Raw genomic sequence first — 19,042 nt, 5'->3', positions numbered from 1 at the left:
GGGCCGCCGGGCCGGGTGGAAGGCTCCTGGGATGACCTCAGTCCCGGCCGCCTCGGCCCGCGCCGATCTCCTTGTGCGCCAGCTCGACACCGTATGGTCGCTCTTCACCCATCACCGCCCCGCCCTGGACGACGCCGCCTGCCTCTGGGAGCCCGCGCCCGGGGCCTGGACGGTCCGCGAGGACGAGCGGGGTCGGTGGGTCCCCGACTGGCAGGTGCCCGAGCCCGACCCGGTGCCCACCACCAGCATCGCCTGGCTCACCTGGCACATCGGTTACTGGTGGACCACCACGCTCGGGCACTGCTTCGACGGCGGGTCGCCGGAGCGGGAGGAGATCTTCTGGCCGGGCGGCGCGGACGGCGCGGTCCGGTGGGTTCAGGAGCTGAAGGACCGCTGGCGGGCGGAGCTGCTGAGGCTCGGCGACAGCGACCTGGACTCCGTCGAGCGGACCCGGGGGCTCCCCTGGGGCGAGGGGCTGCCGCTGGTCGACATCGCCTCCTGGGTCAACTTCGAGCTGGCCAAAAACGTCTCCGAGATCGGTCTCACCCTGCACCTGCGTAAAGCTCTCGCCGGCCGGGGCGTAGCGTTGGGGGCATGAGTGTGTATGGATCCTTTCCGGGCACCCGGCCCCGCCGTCTGCGGACCTCGCCCGCCGTCCGCCGTATGGTCGCCGAGACCCGGTTGCACCCCTCCGACCTGATCCTTCCCGCGTTCGTACGGGAGGGCATCAGCGAGCCCGTGCCGATCTCCGCGATGCCGGGCGTCGTGCAGCACACCCGGGACACGCTGCGGAAGGCGGCCGTCGAGGCCCGGCAGGCCGGGGTCTCCGGGATCATGCTCTTCGGGGTGCCGGAGGACGCGAAGAAGGACGCGCTGGGCAGCGCGGGCACGGATCCGGACGGGATCCTCCAGGTCGCCATCCGCGATGTGCGCGCCGAGGTGGGCGACGATCTGGTGATCATGTCGGATCTCTGTCTCGACGAGTACACCGATCACGGGCACTGCGGGGTCCTGGACGCCGACGGCCGGGTCGACAATGACGCGACGCTGGAGCGGTACGCGGAGATGGCCCAGGTCCAGGCCGACGCGGGCGTCCATATGGTCGGCCCCAGCGGGATGATGGACGGCCAGGTCGGGGTGGTCCGGGACGCGCTGGACACCATCGGCAAGGAGGACGTGGCGATCCTGGCGTACACCGTCAAGTACGCGTCCGCGTTCTACGGGCCCTTCCGGGAGGCGGTCGGCTCGTCCCTGGTGGGAGACCGCAGGACCTATCAGCAGGACTCCGCCAATGTGCGCGAGTCGCTGCGCGAACTGGCCCTGGACCTGGACGAGGGCGCCGACATCGTCATGGTGAAGCCCGCCGGGCCCTATCTGGACATTCTCGCCAAGATCGCCGACTCGGTGGATGTGCCGGTCGCGGCGTACCAGATCAGCGGTGAGTACGCGATGGTCGAGGCCGCCGCCGAGCGGGGCTGGATCGACCGGGACAAGGCGATCCTGGAGAGCCTCATGGGCATCAAGCGGGCGGGTGCGGACATGATCCTCACCTACTGGGCGACCGAGGTCGCGCGCTCCCTCTGAGCCGTGGAAAACCGAGACGGGCCGGGGAGTCGCTCCCCGGCCCGTCGTCATGCGGTCATGCGGTCAGCTTGTCAGCAGGACAGGTTCGCACCGGTGGGCACGCCCAGGATCTGGGTGAACTGCTTGTAGCGGTTGATCCGGCTCTCGACCTGGCGGGGGTTGCCGCCCTCGCACTCAAGAGCGCCGTTGATGGAGCGGATCGACTGGCCGAAACCGGCGCCGCTGACCATCGCGTCGTGGCCGGTGATCGGGCCCGGGCCGTCCTGGGTGTTCCAGTACCAGAGACCGGTCATCATCGCGATCGCCGGGTTCTCCTCGACGAGCTGCGGCTTGTTCAGCAGGTCGATGCCGAGGAAGTCACCGGCGGCCTTGTAGTTGAAGTTCCAGCTGAGCTGGATCGGGCCGCGGCCGTAGTACGCGGACTGGCCCGCCGGGCAGCCGTAGGACTGGTCGCGGTCACAGTAGTGGGAGTAGTTGTCCTTGTTCTGCTCCACGACGTAGTACAGGCCACCGGTCTCGTGGCTGACGTTCGCGAGGAAGGCCGCGGCCTCCTGCTTCTTCATCGTGTCCGTGCCGGTGTGGGCGAACTTCGGGAAGGCCTTGGCGGCGTCCGTCAGACCCTTGTACGTGTAGAAGGGGTTCCGGCGGGGGAACATCTGGTTGAACTGGGCCTCGGTGACCACGAAGCTGTTGTGGTTCGGGTTCCCGTTCCCGCCACAGGTGTACGGGTTCCAGTACCAGGTGCTGACGGTCGGGTCGTAGCCCGGGTTGTCCCGCTCGGCGACATAGATCTTGCCGTCGCTGTGCTTGACGATGTCATTGGCCTGGTAGTTGGCTCCGGCGGTCCACGTGGGCGCGATCGCGCACTCGTCCACGGGGGTGGCGGCGGAGGCCGTGGCGGTCGGCATGAGCGCCGTCGCCGCGAGGGATCCGGCCGCGACTACGCCGACCATGAGTGACTTCATTCGTTCTCTGAGCACGACTATGCCTTTCGTGCGTCAACGGACATGCCTGAACGGTCTGTTGGGAACAGAGATGACCGTGAGCACGCCGTGGCGGGGTGTACGCCACACCCAAGCGCCCCCCGAGGGGTGCAGTCAAGGTATAGACCAATGCGAGATTCCGTAGTAACCCACTTGATATGAACCCCTGTTGACCTGCGAACACACCGCGGGCCGGGGTGGAGACCCCGGCCCGCGGCGTGTGGGAGCGCTCTCCCTTTCCGATCAGCAGTAGAGGTTGGCGCCCGTCGGCACGCCCAGGATCTGAGTGAACTGGGTGTACTTGTTCACCCGGCTCTGAACCTGGGCCGGGTTGCCCCCGTTGCACTCCAGCGAGCCGTTGATGGCCCGGATGGTCTGGCCGAAACCAGACTGGTTGACCATGGCGGAGTGGCCGGTCATGGTGCCGGGGCCGGTCTGGGTGTTCCAGTACCAGAGGCCTGTCTTCCAGGCCACGGCCGCGTCCGTCTGGACCCGCGAGGGCTGGTTCAGCAGGTCGATGCCGAGGTGGTCGCCGGCGGCCTTGTAGTTGAAGTTCCAGCTGAGCTGGATCGGGCCGCGGCCGTAGTAGGCGGCCTGCCCGGCCGGGCAGCCGTAGGGCTGGGTGCGGTCGCAGTAGTGCGGGTAGTTGGCGGTGTTCTGCTCGACGATGTGGACCAGGCCGCCGGTCTCGTGGCTGACGTTGGCCAGGAAGGCCGCGGCCTCCTGCTTCTTCACCGTGTCGCTGCCGGTCTTCGCGAAGGCGGGGAACGCGCTCAGCGCGTCCGTCAGACCCTTGTACGTGTAGAACGCATTCCGGCCAGGGAACATCTGGTTGAACTGTGCTTCGGTCACCACGAAGCCGCTCGGGTTGGGGTTCCCGCCACCACTACAGGTGTGCGGGTTCCAGAACCAGGTGCTGACCGTGGGGTCGTAGCCGGGGTTGGCGTGCTCGGCGATGTAGTAGTTGCCGTCGGTGTACTTGACGACATTGCCCTGGACGTAATTCGTCCCGGCGCGCCAGTTGGGGGCCGAGGTGCACTCGTCGGCCGCGGCGGGCGTCGCCGTGGGAATCAGGCTGGCCGCCGCGAGTCCCGCGGCGGCGAGTACGGCGACGAGCACCGATTTGATGCGCTGCTTCAGCACGGAGTGTCTCCTTCGTGCGTCAACGGCCGTACCGGGTCCGCCCGGTGGGGGGAGTCCGGGGGTGTCCCGGTGCGCCGTGGTGGTGGGGGTTCGCTCTACTGAAGCGCCTTGACGGGGTCCAGTCAAGGTATAGACCAATGTGAATCCACTTTCACAACGCATATGTTTCCGTGGGCTGTTGACCCCTCAAAGCCATCGAAACAGGTGTGAGAGCTTGTTTCGAGCCGCTACTTCTTCAACAGGTCAGCCAGTCGGGAGAGGCCGTCCGCGCCGTGCCCCCGCTCGATCCCGCGCTCCAGCAGCTTCTGCAACTGCTCGAAGAAGGCGGGGTCCAGACCCTGGTCCCGGAAGGTCTCCACGAAGTTGGGTACCGCCGCGTGATTGACCGCGAGACTGGAGACATCGGTGAGGTGCTCACCCGAGTCGATCGCCTCGGCCCAGGGCCGGGCGCCGGTCAGCATCGCGCCGACCCAATCGGTGAGCGGGCCGGCGACCTCGGTCGCCGGGATGTTCTCCGTACGGGCCAGCGCGAACGCCTGGAGGACGCCCACCACCATGCCGTACATACCGGTCAGCAGGGCGATGTCGTAGAGCGCCGCGAAACCGGCGTCGGCCCCGACGAACTGTGCGCCGCCGAACGCGGCGAGGGCGGACTCGTACTCCCCGAACGCCTTCTCGTCGCCGCTGTAGAAGACATAGGCGGCCGGTCCCGCGATCATCTGGGGAACCGCCATGATCCCGCCGTCCAGATAGCGGGCCCCGCGCCCAGCGGCCCGCACCGCGAGATCACGCGCCTGCCGGGGCGTCCCATTGGTCAGATTGACCAGCGTCCGGCCCGCCGCCTCCTCGCCGAGCGAGTCGAGGACCTCCCGCACGTTCCCGTTGTCCAGCAGGCACAGAATCACCAGCTCGCTCGCCGCGACGGCCTCGGCCGCCGTCCGTACGGCGACCGCGCCCCGGTCCGCGAGCGGACCGGTCCTGGCGAAGGTCCGATTCCAGACGGTCACCCGGTGACCGGCGTCGAGCAGCGCCGAGGCGAGGGCCGATCCCATCATGCCGAGGCCCAGAACGGAGACGGAGACGGAGCCGGGGGAGGAAGAGGAAGGGGAGGAGGAAGGGGAGGCGGAGGGAGAGACGGGCGCGGACATGGGGAGGCTCCTCGGTGAATGGCCTGGGGTGTTCCCCGATCCTCATCGCGCGCCGCACGACCCACAAGTACCGACTAATTAGTGCGGTACTCACCAGAAGGTAAGTCGTGGAGGGCGTCGGCCCGCCGGAAAGTGGTGATCTGCCGCCTTCGGGCGCACCCTGGAGACGTACCGCTGGAGGTGATCCACCATGCAGACACTCGTCGGATGGCACATCGAGCTGGAATTCCGCGAGGAGGGCGACAGCACCCGCGCCGCCGCCATGGTCAGACTCGCGGACGGGACGGAAGTGCGCGGTCACGGCCATGCGCAGCGCCACCCGTCCGACTCGGAACAGCTCCGGGTCGGGGAGGAGATCGCGGCGGCCCGCGCGCTCATGGACATCTCGTCCCAGCTCCTCAGAAAAGCCCATACCGAGATCGACGAGGCCTCGGGGCGGACCTCCCACCCCCTGGCTTGAGCAGCCGTGAGGGCCCCGGCCGTCATCGGCCGGGGCCCTCAGGGACAGAGAGGCTAGAGGCGCTCGGGGGTCCGGATGCCCAGGAGGGCCATGCCCTGGTGGAGGGTGCGGGCGGTCAGGTCGATCAGGAACAGCCGGTTCTCCACGACCTCCGGCGGGTTGTCCGCGCTCAGGACGTGGCACTGGTCGTAGAACTTGGTCAGGTGTGAGGCGAGCTGGTAGAGGTACGCGGCCAGCTTGTGCGGCTCGTAGGCGGCGGCCACCTCGGCGACGGTCTCGGCGAACCGGTCGAGGTGGAGGCCGAGGGCGCGCTCGGCGGGGGCGAGGGGCAGCTCGGGGTGGGCGGCCGGGCGGAACTCGCCGGCGTTGCGCTTGATGGACTGGATCCGGGCGTACGCGTACTGGAGATAGACGGAGGTGTCGCCGTTGAGGGACACCATCTGGTCCAGGTCGAAGCGGTAGTCGCGGGTGGCCGAGGTCGACAGGTCCGCGTACTTGATCGCGCCGATGCCGACCTGCTCGCCGCGCTCGGCGATCTCGGCCTCGGTCAGCCGGTTCTGCTTGTCCTTCTCGCGGACGACGGCGGTGGCGTGCTGCACCGCCTCGGCGAGCAGGTCCACCAGCCGCACGGTCTCGCCCTCACGGGTCTTGAACGGCTTGCCGTCCGCGCCGAGGACCGTGCCGAAGGCGAGCTGGACCGCCTTGACCTCGTCATTGAGCCAGCCGGCCCGGCGGGCGGTCTCGAAGACCATCTTGAAGTGCAGGGCCTGCCGGGCGTCCACCACATAGACCAGGGTGTCGGCCTTGAGGGCGGAGACCCGGTCGCGGATGGCGGAGAGATCGGTGGCCGCGTAGCCGTAGCCGCCGTTGGACTTCTTGACGATCAGCGGGGTCGGCTTGCCGTCCGGGCCCTTGACGTCGTCGAAGAAGACACAGAGCGCGCCCTCGGAGCGGACCGCGACGCCCGACTCCTCCAGGATCCGGCAGGTCTCGTCCAGCATGTCGTTGTAACCGGACTCGCCGACCACGTCGGCGTCGTGGATCTCCATGTCGAGCTGGTCGAAGACCGAGTAGAAGTAGATCTTCGACTCGTCGACGAACCGCTGCCACAGGGCGCGGGTCTCGGGGTCGCCCGACTGGAGGGCGACCACGCGGTCCCGGGAGCGGGCCTTGAACTCCTCGTCGGAGTCGAAGGCGGCGCGCGAGGCCTTGTAGAGGCGGTTCAGCGAGGACATCGCCTCCTCGCCGGAGACCTCCCCCTCGCTCTTGTGGTCCAGCTCGTGCGGGTGCTCGATCAGATACTGGATGAGCATGCCGAACTGGGTGCCCCAGTCGCCGATGTGGTGGCGGCGGATCACGCTCTCGCCGGTGAACTCCAGGATCTCGACCATCGCCGCGCCGATCACGGCCGAACGCAGATGGCCGACGTGCATCTCCTTGGCCACATTCGGCTGGGCGTAGTCGATCACCGTGGTGCCCGGGTGCTCGTTGAACGGCACGCCGAGACGGTCGTCGGCGGCGCGGGCGGCCAGTGTGCGGACGATCGCCGCGTCGCTCACGGTGATGTTGAGGAAGCCCGGTCCGGAGACCTCGATCTCCTGGAGGGCGTCATCGGCCCCGATCGCCTCGACGACCTTGGCCGCCAGCTCGCGCGGATTGGCCTTCGTCTTCTTGGCGAGTGCCAGGATGCCGTTGGCCTGGAAGTCGGCCCGGTCGCTTCGTCGCAGCAGCGGGTCGGCGGAGCCGGCCTCCGGCAGGGCTGCCGAGAGGGCGTCCGCGAGGCGCTGCTGCACATGCGAGGCGAGGGAAGGGACCGCGGCCATGATCTTCCGTTCCTGAAGGTCGGGGTATGTGGATGTCAAGTGTCCCACGGGGGACCGGGCTCACTCTCCGCAGCTGTGGAAAACCCCGGAGCGGGTCCGCGCGTCTGGGAGAATGGCCTCAACCGACGATTGAGGAAGAAGGACGTGCCGATCGTGGCTCAGAGCAGCACCGAGACCGACTGGGTCTCCCGTTTCGCGGACGAGGTCATTGCGGAATCGGAACGGCGTGCGCCCGGGGCGAAACCGTCGGCCGCGACCGCCCCCGTCGTCGTCGCGTCCGGACTCTCCCCCTCCGGCCCCATTCACCTGGGCAATCTCCGTGAGGTGATGACCCCGCACCTGGTCGCCGACGAGGTCCGCCGCCGCGGCTACCAGGTCCGCCATCTGATCTCCTGGGACGACTACGACCGGTACCGCAAGGTGCCGGCCGGCGTCGAGGGCGTCGACGAGAGCTGGGCCGAGTACATCGGCCGCCCGCTGACCTCGGTGCCCGCGCCCAAGGGCTCCCCCCACGCGAACTGGGCGGAGCACTTCAAGGCCGCGATGGTCGAGTCCCTGGCCGAGCTGGGCGTCGAGTACGACGGCATCAGCCAGACCGCGCAGTACACCTCCGGGGCCTACCGCGAGCAGGTGCTGCACGCGATGCGCCACCGCGGCGACATCGACGCGATCCTCGCCCAGTACCGCACCAAGAAGGCCCCGCCGAAGAAGTCGCAGAAGCCGGTGGACGAAGCCGAGCTGGAGGCCGCCGAGGGCTCCGGCGCGGCGGGCGAGGACGACGGCGCGACCTCCTCCGGTTACTTCCCGTACAAGCCCTACTGCGGCGGCTGCGAGAAGGACCTCACCACCGTCACGGCCTACGACGACGACACCACCGAGCTGACGTACACCTGCTCGGCCTGCGGTTTCACCGAGACCGTCCGGCTGAGCGAGTTCGACCGCGGCAAGCTGGTGTGGAAGGTCGACTGGCCGATGCGCTGGGCGTACGAGGGCGTGATCTTTGAACCGAGCGGGGTCGACCACTCCTCGCCCGGGTCCTCGTTCCAGGTCGGCGGCGAGATCGTCGGCATCTTCGGCGGCAAGCAGCCGATCGGGCCGATGTACGCCTTCGTCGGCATCAGCGGCATGGCGAAGATGTCGTCATCGAAGGGCGGGGTCCCCACCCCGGCCGACGCGCTGAAGATCATGGAAGCGCCGCTGCTGCGCTGGCTGTACGCGCGCCGCCGCCCCAACCAGGCCTTCAAGATCGCGTTCGACCAGGAGATCCAGCGGCTGTACGACGAGTGGGACAAGCTCGCCGCGAAGGTCGCGGACGGCTCCGCGCTGCCCGCCGACGCGGCGGCGTACTCCCGCGCCGTGCGCACCGCCGTCGGGGAGCTGCCGAGCACCCCGAGGCCGCTGCCGTACCGCACGCTGGCGTCCGTCGCGGACATCACCGCCGGGCACGACGAGCAGACCATCCGCATCCTGAGCGAGCTGGACCCGGAGAATCCGATCGCCTCGCTCGACGAGGCCCGGCCGAGGCTGGACCGCGCGGAGAACTGGATCACCAGCCAGGTCCCGGCCGACGCGCGCACCATCGTGCGCGAGGAGCCGGACGCCGAGCTGCTCGCCTCGCTGGACGACGAGGGCCGTGAGTCGCTGCGCAGGCTGCTGGCTGGCCTGGAGTCGCACTGGTCTCTCGACGGCCTGACCACCCTGGTCTACGGGGTGCCGAAGGTGATGGCGGGGCTGGAGCCGGACGCCAAGCCGACCCCTGAGCTGAAGATCGCCCAGCGGACGTTCTTCGCCCTGCTCTACCGGCTGCTGGTGACCCGGGAGACCGGGCCGCGGCTGCCCACGCTGCTGCTGGCGGTCGGCATGGAGCGCGTCCGCAAGCTGCTGGGCGCGTAGCCGAATCCCGGGCCCGTGCCCCCGGTCGTCCCCTTTCTTCGGGGCGGCCGGGGCGCGGGCCCTCGGCGTACCCGGGCTCAGAGGGGGCGGCCCCGGGAGTCGTACAGGCCGGTCAGCCGGGTGGAGCCCCCCGAGAGGCCCGAGAGGCCCGCGACGACGGCGACCGTCGAGCGGGTGACGAAGATCTGGGTACGGAAGGCGAGCACCGCCGTGTCGCCGGTCCGCACGGCCCCGGCCTCGGCCCCGGGGGCCGCGAGCAGCCGGTAGTAGTCGATGTTCCCGGCGGGCGCGTCCGCCACCCGCAGCCGGGCCCCGCTGCGCGGGAGCAGGGCGCTCGCCACCCGGCCGCGCGGGTAGAAGCCGCCGCCGAAGAGCGCGGGGCGGCCGTCCGCGAGGGTGTGGGCGACCTCGGTGACGTACACGTACGCGGGTTTCTCCGGCCGGTGCGGATCCACCGCGTGCAGGGGCGTGGTGCCGGTGAGGGCGTGACCGGGCTCCGCGTGGGTCGCGCCCGCCGAGGCGAGCAGCGGCAGCGCGGCCACGGAGGTCGCGCCGGGGGCGCTGACGGAGAGATCGCGGTGTCCGAGCCCGCGCAGTGTGTCGCGCGCCGTCAGCAGGAGCGGCAGATTCGGCGTCGGGCGGGGCTCCCCGGTGACCGGGTCGCAGCGCAGACAGGGGAAGGCGGTGACCCCCGCGATCCGCACCCCGGGGAGCCGCCCGGCCGCCGCCGCGAAACCGGCCAGCGCCGGGAGGGGCACCCCGCCCTCCTGGCCGGGATGGCCGGTGCCGGGCGCGGATTCGAGGCGTACGAGGATGTCCTGCGCGTACCCCAGACGTACCGCCGCCTCGGACACCGCGCGGGCGTTGGCCAGGTCGTACACGGTGACCGCGGTGGGCCGGAGGGCGAGCAGCCCGGGCAGGGCGCGGCGCGGGATCTGCACGAGATGGCCGAGATTGCCGGGGCGGGCCCCGGCGGCTTCGAGGGCCCGGGCCTCGGCGGCATCGACGGCCGCGTACCGGGGGATGGCGCGGGCGATCGCCCGGATCAGCTCGGGGTTGCGGCCGAGGTGTTTGGCCATGAACCAGAGGGTCAGACCGAGCCGGTCCGCCTCGGCGGCGAGCAGCGCGGCGTTGGACTCGACGGCGTCGAGATCCATGACATAGGTGTCGGGCGGGATGTCGCCCCGCTGGTGGAGGGCGGCGGCGGCCGTCACCAGGGCGGGGTTGCGGGCGAGGACGGTGTCGAGGAACACGGCGGTCAGGCCCGGGGCGTCGCGACAGCCGTTTCAGTGGGCTCGGTGGGCTCGGTGGGCCCGGCGGGCCCGGTCGGCTCGGCGAGGTCGGCGGCGGGCTCGGGGATTGCCGCGAGGGCGCTGCGGAGCAGGCCGATGACCAGGTTCGCGCCCGCGCGCATCGGGTTCACGCGCACGGTCCAGTCGGCGAGCCCGGGGCAGTCGTCCAGGGTGGAGGAGGACATCCGGTAGATCAGCGGGGCGATCTCGTAGCGGGAGTTCGCGCCCACGGGGTGCGGCGCGGCCCCGAAGCGGGCCGCGACGGCGGGCAGTTCGCGGGCGACGGGACGGTCCAGGCGCACCAGCAGACAGCGGTCCTGGGCGTTGGCGATCGCCACCTCCGCCACGCCCGGCACCTCCCCGGCGCTCAGCCGGTCGGCGATCTCCTGGGTGACCCGGGACTGGATCGACCACATCACCGGTACGTGGGTGAGGGCGCGCAGGGCGTCCAGCGCCTGGTGGCCCTGGACCTGGCCGCCGCCCGAGTAGTTGTCGGCGCGGACCCGGGCGACGAGGTCGGGGGCGCCCGCGACGATGCCGACGCCCTCCGGCCCGTGCAGCTTGAAGAGGGAGAAGCAGGAGGCATCCGCCCCGAGTTCGACCCCGCAGGCCGGGACCCGCAGCACCGCGTAGTTGTCGTCGACGATGGTGCGCACCCCCGCCTCCCGGCAGGCGGCGAGGGTCGCGCCGAGGTCGTAGGAGTCGCCGAGGCGCTGGCGGGTGTGCTGGATATAGGCCCAGCGGGCGCGGCCGAGCGCGGTGCGCAGCGCGTCCGGGTCGTTGAAGTCGGCCTCGGCGGTGCGCACTCCCATGCTCCGCAGGGTGGTGCCGGTGGTGCGGTAGACGGGGGCGCGGTGGATGAGGAGTTCGCGTTCCCGCTCCCGGGGGTCGGCGGAGCGCGCCATGGCGCGGGCCATGGCGTGCAGGGCGGCCCGGATCGCCCCGGTGCCCGCGCCCTGGACCAGGGCCGCGTCCGGCGCGTGGAGGAAGTCGGCGAGTACCGCCTCCACCCGGGCGGTGGCGAGCGGGCGGCCGAGGCCCGGCACGACCCCGGCGTCCGCGGTGAACAGCTCCTGGCCCTCGAAGTGGGCGGCCGTGCACTCCAGGAGGCGGAACTGCCGGGCGATGGCGTCCTGGAGCGGGACGGTGGGGAGGGGAAAGGTACGGGGGAGAGTACGGGGGACGGCGGGCATCAGGGCTCCTGCGGGGTGCGCGGATCGAGTTCTGCTTGAGGGGTGGGGCGCGGGCGGCGCGGGCCGGGGTCGGTGCCGGTGAGGAGGCGCAGCGGGTTGCGCCGGGTGATCAGGTCGAGCAGCTCCTCGTCCGCGCCGGCCGCGCGCAGCCTCGGCAGGAAAACCCGGAGGAGATGCCCGTACCCCTGTCCTTCCTCGGTCCGCAGATAGCCGTGGCGCGAGATGTCGCAGCTCAGCAGCGCCCGGTCCGCGTGGCCCGCGTCCAGCAGCGCCAGCAGCAGCCGCAGCCGGGTCGCGTCGCTGCGGTAGTGCTCCTTGCCGACGGTGTCGAAGGAGACGTACGCGCCCGCCGCCGCCAGCGCGCGATGGGTCGCCGGGCGGTCCAGCAGGTCCTGGTGGCCGATGGCGATCCGCTCGGGGGCGAGCCCCTCCCCGGCGAGCAGATCGAGCTGGGCGGGTCCGCCCCGGCCCAGCCCGGCGTGGGTGGCGACCGGGAGGCCGGTGGCCAGCGCCGCCCGCGCCGCCGCGCGCAGCACCCGGGCCTCGGGTCCGCTCGGCGTCTCGCCGTGGCTGCCGATCTCGCCGATGACGGCGGGCCGGACGGCCTCGGTGCCGGTGCCGGTGCTGGTACTGATGCCGTCGGTGATCTCCCGTACCAGCGTCTCCGCCAGTTCCGCCACCTCGCGGCCGACGGTCTCGGGGGTGTGGAAGCGCTCGTGGTACCAGCCGGTGGCGGCGGTCACGGCGACGCCCGAGGCCCGGGAGATCTCTGCCAGCGCGGGTACGTCGCGGCCCATGCCCCGGCAGGTCATCTCGACGACCAGGGAGAGTCCGAACTCCTCGCGGAGCCCGGCCAGCTCGGCGGCGACCGCCGGGGAGTGCCGGCGGCCGAGGACGGCCGCGCCCTCGCCCGTACGGTCGAGATCGAGGACGAGGTGCTCATGGGCGAGCACCGGGCCCGTCACGCGGTGGAGGGGGAGCGGGCCGGTGACCGTGTGCAGTACGGGCGGCGGCGGGTGCGGTCGGTTCATGGGGGCTCCACGGGTCAGCCGGTGACCGGGGTGAAGAGGTCCAGCCAGTACAGGAGGTTGAGGAGCACCCCGCTGGCGATCACCGCGGCGGGGGCCGCAGCCATCCGCACCACGGGCCGTCCCATCGCCTCGTTGAGCAGCCACAGTCCGCCGACGACCATGATTCCGAGCCCGCCGCCCATGGCCTCGGCGGCCAGCAGCGAACCGAAGAGGATCGCGAGCTGGAGCGCGTCGGTGATGGCGGCGCGCAGTTGCTCCGAGGAGTCGCGTACGGCGGGCAGCCGGCCGAGGAGCCGTCCGATGGCGGAGAGCGCCAGCACCTCGGCCGCGAAGACCGCGGCCCCGGCGAGGGCCGCGAGGGCGGGGTTCGGCATCAGATAGCCGATGGGGTAGACGAAGGTGAAGCCCGCGATGCCGTACGCGCCGGAGGCCAGTGCGGTCGTCGCGATCAGCGGGAGGAAGCCGAAGGCGCGGTAGAAGTCGACCTGCGCGGCCTCGGTGTAGTCGCCCTTGGCGATCAGGAAGCTGGTGGCCTCGCCGCCGCCGAGGACATGGCTCTGCGCGAGGACGGCGACGCCCGCGCCCAGCAGCATGAAGAGCGGCAGATGGCGGCGGAGGCGGGCCGCGCTCGCGCTGAAGAGGGAGGCCATGAGGTCGTCGCCGGGCGGCCCGGCCTGTGGGGTGCTCGCCCCTGCCTCTGCCCTTGCCTCTGCCCTTGCCTCAGCCCTTGCCTCAGCCCTTGCCTCAGCCCCTGCCTCCGCCTCCGCCTCTTTCTGTTCGGCCCGCTCCGCCCGCCGTCGGCGGAGATCCCGTGCCACGGCGAGCCCGATGAGCATCAGCACGCCCGCCGCCATGGCGAGCGAACCGGCGAACATCTGTGGCCAGAGCTTCATGGTCAGCACGGTCAGGGCGAGTTCGAGGACCCCCGCGACGGCGCCGAGCGGCCGGCCGAACTGCCGGGTGACGGCGAGCACCGGGAAGAGCGCGAAGAGGAAGAGGATCGGCGTCGACATCCGCCGCATCGCCGTGAGGAAGTCGACGGGCAGCTCGTGCGCGAGGCCGTTCGCGCCGTCCAGGCCGAGGACGACCACCGCGCCCCAGGCCCCGCCCAGCACCGGGGCGAGCCACTTCCTGGGGGCGAGCAGCCCGAGGACATCGGTGGGGAGGAAGAGCAGCCAGGGGTTGAGCACCCCGGTGGAGAGCGCCATCGGCGCGCCGAGTCCGAAGACGAAACCGGCGGAGAGGCCGAAGGAGACCGCGGTGGTGGCCCCGCGCGTGGTGCGGCCCTGGACGAAGTCCAGGAGGAAGGGGCGCACTCCGTCGTTGAAGACGGCGAGGGCCCGGTGGGCGATGAACGCCGACAGCGCGCAGAGGCCCGTCACGGTCAACTGCTGGGTGAGGGAGAAGTCGAGAGCCGCGCTGCTCACGGAATCACTCCTTCGGGTGCCGGGCCGTGGTCCTCGACGCCTCGGGCCCGGTGCCCCGGGCCTCCGGTGCCCCGGGCCTCCGGCGGCTCAGGTCCGGTCGGCGATGGCACGGGCGAGAGCGGGGGCGACCGTGTCGATCCTGTCCAGCGAGAAGCCGAAGACCCGCTTGCCGCCCCGGAGCAGCTCCGCGACCTCCTCCGGGGTGGGTACGGAGCGCCCGAAGGTGTGGCACACGCCCTGCCCCAGCAGGGCGACGAGCACACCGAGGGAGGCCCCCGCCCCGGTGTGGCAGGTGCCGAGGTAGTAGTCGGCCCCGCCCGAGCGGAGCCGTACCGCCGCGTCCATGTCGCTGGAGACGATGACCTCGACGCCGCCGAGGCCCAGCTCCCTGACCGCGTCCGCGGTCTCGGCCTTGCCGACTCCACCGGTGAGGATCTTCATGGCTGGCTGCTCCTTCTCTGCTGGCGGGGCGTCAGGGGCGTCAGGGGCGTCGGCGGGCGCATGAGCATCAGGGGGCGGTCGGCCGTCCGAGTACCGCCAGATGCATGCCGAGGAAGGCGACCTCGGTCTCCGGCAGCGCGCCGCCCAGCTCCCGGCCCGCACGCGCGGCGACGGCGCGGGCGCGCGCCACCGCCGCCGGGTGGGCGGTCAGCTCCGACGCCATCCGCTCGTCGGCGGGGGAGGGTTCGACCGCTGATCCGTCGAGAAGCCGGGTGAGGGCCATGACCAGATGGCTCGTCAGCATGCCCGCCGTCGCCTCGGTGACGGTGTGGCCCTCGTCGGCGAGCGCGGCCAGCTCGGCGGCGACGAAGTCGGCCACGGCGGGCCGGACGTGGCCGCTCTCGCGGAAGAGACGGAGGCGCTCGGCGAGTCCGTCGTCCATGGGAACCTCCTGGACCGGACAGTAAACAGGATTCCGCTTTCCCGGCGGCGCAGCTTCGGCCCCGGCGCGGCGGGCGCCGTGCCGGATCCCCTCGTACGCCGTCGGCACCGGCTCGGCACCGGCTCGGCACCGCCATCGTCCCGCGAATCGCGGCGGCCGGGGAGGGCCGCGGCGAGGATGTTTCGGCGGGTTTGTGGGGCTGCCGCAATCAGTGAGGTCTTTTTGAGTCAACATCGTCATGGAAGCCGTTGAACTCTTGCAATCTGGCCACCCGGTGGCAACGATCGGGTGGGCGGAGCGCGCTCTGAGGATAGTTTTCTGAGGTGCGCCCGGCGGACTTGCAAGCGGGGGTACGGCCTTGAACGAGCGCAGATTACGAAAGCGCTGCAAGCGTTTTCTCAGAAGCCTCGGTATAAAACACCCGATTCAGATGAATGAGCTGTGCAGGCTTCTGGGTGAATACCGTGGGCACCCCATTCATCTCGTTCCCTATGCCCTGCCCGTATCGGGGCCCTTCGGCGTGTGGATCGCCGCGGGCGACGCGGATTATATTTTCTATCAGCGGGAGACCAGCCCGGCGCACCAGGATCACATCATCCTCCATGAGATCGGCCATATACTCGCCGATCACAACGAGGGCGAGCCGGATCACGAGGTCTGGCAGGACCTGCTGCCGAACATCTCGTACGACGTCATCACCAGCGTGTTGCGGCGCACCGCGTACAGCGAGGAACACGAGCGTGAGGCCGAGATGGTCGCGACCATCATTCTGGAATGGTCGTCGGTGATGTCCCGGGTCACCCTCCCCGCATCCGAGGACTCCGCCCTCGGGCCCCTTCGCTCCGCGCTCCATCCCCGTTGGGGGTGGATGTGATGTTCCAGGTTCCGCTGATCGTCCTGCTGGCCGTCGGGGTGCTCTGGAAGAGCATCGATCTGGCCCGCGCCACGTATGACCGGGTGCTGCGCATCCTTGTCGCCAGTCTGTCGCTGTTGCTGGTCGGTGAGGTTCTGAGCATTCCCGGGATCATCGGCTCGATCGACAGCGCCACGGCTGTGGGAGTCGGCAAGGTGGCGTTCAACGGGATTTATATATCGGGGCTTTTCGCGCTCCATCTGTTCTTCGTCTTCTCCGTGCGCGGCACGCGCGCCGCCCACGACCGCCGGCTTCGGGCGGAGATCGCCCTTCTCGTCGGCGTCCTGATCGCCCTGGTCGTCTCCATGGCCGTCACACCCGCGGCGATGCGCGGTCACTCCCTGAGCACCCCGCACATGGCGGAGCCGGCCATCGCCTCGTTCTACGTCATCGGGAACGCGTACTTCATCCATGCCTATCTGGCCTCCGGGCGGTGGGCCCTGCGGTACGCCCGGAAAGCGGCCCAGCATTTCGGCTATGGCCTGCTGATCGTGGCTCTGGGGCTCTTCGGGCTGGCCCTGACCTCGGTGAACCGGATGATTCTGGTGGTGCTGCGCATCGGTGAACCCGGGTCGCACCAGGAGCTGAACACCGTCAACTGGTCGATTTCCAACTGGGCGATGGGGATCACGCTCGCGGGAATCTGCTACTCGGCCTCCGTTCAGCTGTTCACCAGGCTGCGGTCGGTGGCGCACCACCGCCGTATGTACCGTGAACTCACTCCTCTGTGGACGGCGCTGACCGCCGCCTACCCGGAACTGGTCCTGGACCAGCCGCGGGCAGGCTTCCGGTGGCCCCGTCCGTATCGGTACCGCACCCAGGAGCAGCGGTTCTACCGGAGGTTCATCGAGTGCCGCGACGGGCTGGTGCGGCTGAGCCCGTATCTGAGCCGGGTCGCGCCCGGGGCCGACCTCGCCCGTGCTCCCGCCGACCGGCTCGCCCGGTACATCACGGAAGCGCTGGCCCTGAATTCGACGGCGGAGCCCCCGTACGCCGGGGTGTCCGCGGTTCGCGTGGCGATACCCGTCGGCGGGGACCTGGACGCCGACGCCCGTGAACTGATCGCCATATCCAGGTTTCTGCACGAAAGGGAATCGTGAGCAAGATATTGATCACCGCTGATCGTGTCATCGCCGGACCCGCGGATCGGCCGATCGCCGATGGCGCCGTACTCGTCGACGTCGACTCCGGGGTCATCGCCGCCGTCGGCTCCGCCGCCGAGCTGGAAGCGTCGGTCGACGCGCGGGTGCCCCGGTTGCGCTCTCCGGGGGCGACGCTGCTGCCGGGGATGATGGACTGTCATGTCCACCTTGCCTTCGACGCGGGTCCGGACCTCGTCAGCGCGGTGGTCGACGCCACCCCCGACGAACTGGCCGCGGCCATGGCGGACCGGGCCCGGCAACTGCTCGCCGCCGGGGTGACCACCGTAAGAGATCTCGGCGACCGCGGCGGGCTCGCCGTGGCGCTGCGCGACTCCATCGCCTCGGAGACCGCCGCCTCGGAGGCCGCTGCCTCGGGGGCCGTCGCCGGGCCCCGGATCGTCACCGCGACCGCGCCGATCACCTCGCGCGGCGGGCACTGCGGCTTCCTGGGCGGCGAGGTCACCACGGACGAGGAGATCCGCGAGCGGATCGCCCGCAACGCGGCGGCCGGAGCCGACCTGATCAAGGTCATGGCCTCGGGCGGCGCGCTCACCCCCGGCGGCCCGCGCATGTGGGAGCCGCAGTTCACCCCCGACCAGCTCCGTCTGATCGTTCGGGAGGCCGCGCACCACGGTCTGGGGGTGGCCGCCCACGCACACGGTACGGAGACCATCGGCCAGTGCGTGGACGCCGGCGTCCGGACCATCGAGCACTGTTCCTGGCGTACCGCCGAGGGCATCGTCTACGACCCGGAGGTCACCCGCCGGATCGTGGACAACGATGTTTCCGTCTGCCGCTGCGTCTCCGGGGACTGGCAGCTGTTCCTCAAGCAGATGGGACCCGAACGCGCCCAGCAGATGATCGAGTCCATCGGGGAGATGCGCGAGGCCGGTGTCCGGTTCATCGCCGGAACCGACGCGGGCGTCCCGGGAGCACGGTTCGGCGACTACGTCGGCATGCTCGAATTCTTCGCGTCCATCGGGTTCGGGAACACCGAGATCCTCGACATGGCGACGGTGAACGCCGCGCACGCCCTCGGGCTCGGCGACGCGGGTGTGCTGGCCCCGGGCAGGCGCGCGGACCTCATCGTCGTCGACGGGGACCCGGTGGCCGAGTTGGACGCTCTCCGCCGGATCCGGCATGTCTTCGCGGCGGGTCGCCTCGCCGACCGGACCGGGCCCGACAACGGCTGAGCGGCCGGAGAGAGGGACCCGTACCGCTGCTCGGTGCGGGTCCCTCCTCGACCGGTGTCCCGGAGGCGGGGGCCGTTCGCCGCCGGGGTCACTTGTTGGCGGACGTCACCGCGCCGACGGCGTCCTTGGTGGCGGACACGGCGCTCTTCGACAGGTCCGCGACCGCCGGGGGCTCCGCGCCCGCGTAGCCGGTGCCGTTGTAGGTCAGGCTGACCACGGCGTTCTCCGTGCGGGCCACGACTGTGACGTACGAGAAGTCCTCGCCGGTCTTGCGGAGCCGGTAGGTGACGGCGGAGGCCTGCTCGCCGACGCCCTTCACGGTCTCGGTCTTGACCTGCTTGGCGCCCGAGGTGCCCTGGGCCTTGGAGAGTTCCTTGGCGAAGCTCTCCTCGGCGCGCTGCGCGCCGCTGACGGCGAGGGCCTCGTCGGACTCGTAGCGGAGGAAGGAGACATCGAGCCAGCGGTACTGGGAGCCCTTGACGCCGTTGTCGTCCAGGCTGTTCCAGGAGCAGCCGGCGCGGCTCATGGTGTCCGTGGACCGGCCGGCGGTGCCGCTCTTCGACTTGGTCTCGGGGACCAGCTTCTCGACCGTGGCGCGGGGGATCGACTTGCAGGCGTCGGGGAGCTTGGCGAGCTTCTCGCGCTCGACGGCCGGGGACTTCTTCACCGGGGGCTTCGCCGACTCGGCGGCCGAGCCCTCGCCGCCGCCGTTCGCCTCGCCGGTCGCGGCGGGCTTCTCGGGCTTGGGGTCGGAGTCCGATGAGCAGCCGGAGGCGACGAGCATCACCGGGACGGCTGCGCAGGCGAGTATGCGGGCGAGGCGCGGGGCTGTTCGGTGCATGGTTCCTTCGGTTTCGTCGGTCGGAGATCGTGAGAGGTCGTGAGGTCGTGAGGTCGCGAGGAGGCCGGTGGGCGGTGGGCGGTGGCCGGTGGC

At 70.8% G+C, this 19,042-nt stretch carries 18 protein-coding genes; 7 read left to right on the top strand and 11 right to left on the bottom strand.

Translation table 11 applies throughout. The features are described 5' to 3' along the window. Window positions 1-31 precede the first annotated feature (31 nt). Both IE247_RS26900 and hemB read left to right on the top strand, forming a co-directional pair. Complete coding sequence (locus IE247_RS26900) at window positions 32-598, top strand: DinB family protein (RefSeq protein ID WP_190125886.1); 567 nt, start codon at window positions 32-34, stop codon at window positions 596-598. Beyond that, window positions 595-1,584, top strand: coding sequence for a porphobilinogen synthase (hemB, locus tag IE247_RS26895; protein ID WP_190125885.1), 990 nt, complete (start codon window positions 595-597; stop codon window positions 1,582-1,584). Before IE247_RS26900 ends, hemB begins: the two co-directional genes overlap by 4 nt. A gap of 71 nt (window positions 1,585-1,655) precedes the next feature. Here the strand turns inward: hemB and IE247_RS26890 are convergent, their stop codons facing one another. The 3 genes from IE247_RS26890 to IE247_RS26880 all read right to left on the bottom strand — a co-directional run bounded on the left by IE247_RS26890 (window position 1,656) and on the right by IE247_RS26880 (window position 4,858). Then, window positions 1,656-2,564 carry a glycoside hydrolase family 19 protein gene (locus tag IE247_RS26890; protein WP_308433264.1) on the bottom strand — a complete coding sequence of 303 codons (909 nt, stop codon included), beginning with the start codon at window positions 2,562-2,564 and terminating at the stop codon, window positions 1,656-1,658. Between the two features lie 246 nt (window positions 2,565-2,810). Further along, window positions 2,811-3,707: a glycoside hydrolase family 19 protein gene (locus IE247_RS26885; RefSeq protein WP_373305613.1), complete on the bottom strand. Its 897-nt coding sequence runs from the start codon at window positions 3,705-3,707 to the stop codon at window positions 2,811-2,813. A gap of 230 nt (window positions 3,708-3,937) precedes the next feature. Continuing rightward, window positions 3,938-4,858, bottom strand: a complete 921-nt coding sequence (locus IE247_RS26880; RefSeq protein ID WP_190125882.1) for an NAD(P)-dependent oxidoreductase — start codon at window positions 4,856-4,858, stop codon at window positions 3,938-3,940. Between the two features lie 190 nt (window positions 4,859-5,048). Between IE247_RS26880 and IE247_RS26875 the strand changes: the two genes are divergently transcribed. Further along, on the top strand, window positions 5,049-5,318 hold the full coding sequence (locus IE247_RS26875) for a DUF1876 domain-containing protein (protein ID WP_190125881.1): 270 nt from the start codon (window positions 5,049-5,051) through the stop codon (window positions 5,316-5,318). 53 nt (window positions 5,319-5,371) lie between these two features. Here the strand turns inward: IE247_RS26875 and argS are convergent, their stop codons facing one another. Next, window positions 5,372-7,141: an arginine--tRNA ligase gene (argS, locus tag IE247_RS26870; protein WP_190125880.1), complete on the bottom strand. Its 1,770-nt coding sequence runs from the start codon at window positions 7,139-7,141 to the stop codon at window positions 5,372-5,374. A gap of 144 nt (window positions 7,142-7,285) precedes the next feature. Between argS and lysS the strand changes: the two genes are divergently transcribed. Then, the gene (gene lysS, locus IE247_RS26865; RefSeq protein WP_190125879.1) at window positions 7,286-9,034 is read left to right on the top strand and encodes a lysine--tRNA ligase; all 1,749 of its coding nucleotides are present in this window, start codon (window positions 7,286-7,288) and stop codon (window positions 9,032-9,034) included. Between the two features lie 77 nt (window positions 9,035-9,111). Here the strand turns inward: lysS and IE247_RS26860 are convergent, their stop codons facing one another. The 6 genes from IE247_RS26860 to IE247_RS26835 all read right to left on the bottom strand — a co-directional run bounded on the left by IE247_RS26860 (window position 9,112) and on the right by IE247_RS26835 (window position 14,860). Beyond that, complete coding sequence (locus IE247_RS26860; RefSeq protein WP_190125878.1) at window positions 9,112-10,287, bottom strand: alanine racemase; 1,176 nt, start codon at window positions 10,285-10,287, stop codon at window positions 9,112-9,114. A 5-nt stretch (window positions 10,288-10,292) separates the two neighbouring features. Beyond that, window positions 10,293-11,519 carry an aminotransferase class V-fold PLP-dependent enzyme gene (locus IE247_RS26855; RefSeq protein ID WP_190125877.1) on the bottom strand — a complete coding sequence of 409 codons (1,227 nt, stop codon included), beginning with the start codon at window positions 11,517-11,519 and terminating at the stop codon, window positions 10,293-10,295. Further along, window positions 11,519-12,550, bottom strand: a complete 1,032-nt coding sequence (locus IE247_RS26850; protein WP_190125876.1) for a phosphotriesterase family protein — start codon at window positions 12,548-12,550, stop codon at window positions 11,519-11,521. Before IE247_RS26850 ends, IE247_RS26855 begins: the two co-directional genes overlap by 1 nt. 14 nt (window positions 12,551-12,564) lie before the next feature. After that, window positions 12,565-13,977: a YhfT family protein gene (locus IE247_RS26845; RefSeq protein WP_190125875.1), complete on the bottom strand. Its 1,413-nt coding sequence runs from the start codon at window positions 13,975-13,977 to the stop codon at window positions 12,565-12,567. A gap of 87 nt (window positions 13,978-14,064) precedes the next feature. Beyond that, window positions 14,065-14,418: a DUF2620 domain-containing protein gene (locus tag IE247_RS26840; protein WP_190125874.1), complete on the bottom strand. Its 354-nt coding sequence runs from the start codon at window positions 14,416-14,418 to the stop codon at window positions 14,065-14,067. 67 nt (window positions 14,419-14,485) lie between these two features. Further along, window positions 14,486-14,860, bottom strand: a complete 375-nt coding sequence (locus IE247_RS26835) for a transcriptional antiterminator (protein ID WP_190125873.1) — start codon at window positions 14,858-14,860, stop codon at window positions 14,486-14,488. A 358-nt stretch (window positions 14,861-15,218) separates the two neighbouring features. On the opposite strand from IE247_RS26835, the gene IE247_RS26830 reads away from it, so the two are divergent. Genes IE247_RS26830 through IE247_RS26820 form a run of 3 tightly spaced genes read left to right on the top strand, consistent with a single transcriptional unit; the run spans window position 15,219 to window position 18,108 of the window. After that, window positions 15,219-15,734: a hypothetical protein gene (locus IE247_RS26830; protein WP_190125872.1), complete on the top strand. Its 516-nt coding sequence runs from the start codon at window positions 15,219-15,221 to the stop codon at window positions 15,732-15,734. Continuing rightward, a complete protein-coding gene (locus tag IE247_RS26825; RefSeq protein ID WP_229869370.1) occupies window positions 15,734-16,873 on the top strand; it encodes an MAB_1171c family putative transporter in 1,140 nt (379 codons plus the stop codon). Before IE247_RS26830 ends, IE247_RS26825 begins: the two co-directional genes overlap by 1 nt. Continuing rightward, on the top strand, window positions 16,870-18,108 hold the full coding sequence (locus tag IE247_RS26820; protein ID WP_190125871.1) for an amidohydrolase family protein: 1,239 nt from the start codon (window positions 16,870-16,872) through the stop codon (window positions 18,106-18,108). Before IE247_RS26825 ends, IE247_RS26820 begins: the two co-directional genes overlap by 4 nt. Window positions 18,109-18,196: 88 nt before the next feature. Here the strand turns inward: IE247_RS26820 and IE247_RS26815 are convergent, their stop codons facing one another. Continuing rightward, the gene (locus tag IE247_RS26815; RefSeq protein WP_190125870.1) at window positions 18,197-18,949 is read right to left on the bottom strand and encodes a DUF3558 domain-containing protein; all 753 of its coding nucleotides are present in this window, start codon (window positions 18,947-18,949) and stop codon (window positions 18,197-18,199) included. Window positions 18,950-19,042: the final 93 nt, after the last annotated feature.

This window comes from Streptomyces inusitatus (assembly GCF_014651115.1).
In the GTDB taxonomy this organism is placed as follows: Bacteria; Actinomycetota; Actinomycetes; order Streptomycetales; family Streptomycetaceae; genus Streptomyces; species Streptomyces amakusaensis.
Note: the sequence above shows the minus strand (reverse complement) of the source record. Positions and strands in the feature narration are given on the sequence as shown.

What these genes read in the sequence shown, in the direction of transcription:
- IE247_RS26900 (WP_190125886.1), top strand. Translation starts at nt 32, where the DNA reads ATGACCTCAGTCCCGGCCGCCTCGGCCCGCGCCGATCTCCTTGTGCGC.
- hemB (WP_190125885.1), top strand. Translation starts at nt 595, where the DNA reads ATGAGTGTGTATGGATCCTTTCCGGGCACCCGGCCCCGCCGTCTGCGG.
- IE247_RS26880 (WP_190125882.1), bottom strand. Translation starts at nt 4,858, where the DNA reads ATGTCCGCGCCCGTCTCTCCCTCCGCCTCCCCTTCCTCCTCCCCTTCC.
- IE247_RS26875 (WP_190125881.1), top strand. Translation starts at nt 5,049, where the DNA reads ATGCAGACACTCGTCGGATGGCACATCGAGCTGGAATTCCGCGAGGAG.
- argS (WP_190125880.1), bottom strand. Translation starts at nt 7,141, where the DNA reads ATGGCCGCGGTCCCTTCCCTCGCCTCGCATGTGCAGCAGCGCCTCGCG.
- IE247_RS26855 (WP_190125877.1), bottom strand. Translation starts at nt 11,519, where the DNA reads ATGCCCGCCGTCCCCCGTACTCTCCCCCGTACCTTTCCCCTCCCCACC.
- IE247_RS26850 (WP_190125876.1), bottom strand. Translation starts at nt 12,550, where the DNA reads ATGAACCGACCGCACCCGCCGCCGCCCGTACTGCACACGGTCACCGGC.
- IE247_RS26840 (WP_190125874.1), bottom strand. Translation starts at nt 14,418, where the DNA reads ATGAAGATCCTCACCGGTGGAGTCGGCAAGGCCGAGACCGCGGACGCG.
- IE247_RS26835 (WP_190125873.1), bottom strand. Translation starts at nt 14,860, where the DNA reads ATGGACGACGGACTCGCCGAGCGCCTCCGTCTCTTCCGCGAGAGCGGC.
- IE247_RS26825 (WP_229869370.1), top strand. Translation starts at nt 15,734, where the DNA reads ATGTTCCAGGTTCCGCTGATCGTCCTGCTGGCCGTCGGGGTGCTCTGG.
- IE247_RS26815 (WP_190125870.1), bottom strand. Translation starts at nt 18,949, where the DNA reads ATGCACCGAACAGCCCCGCGCCTCGCCCGCATACTCGCCTGCGCAGCC.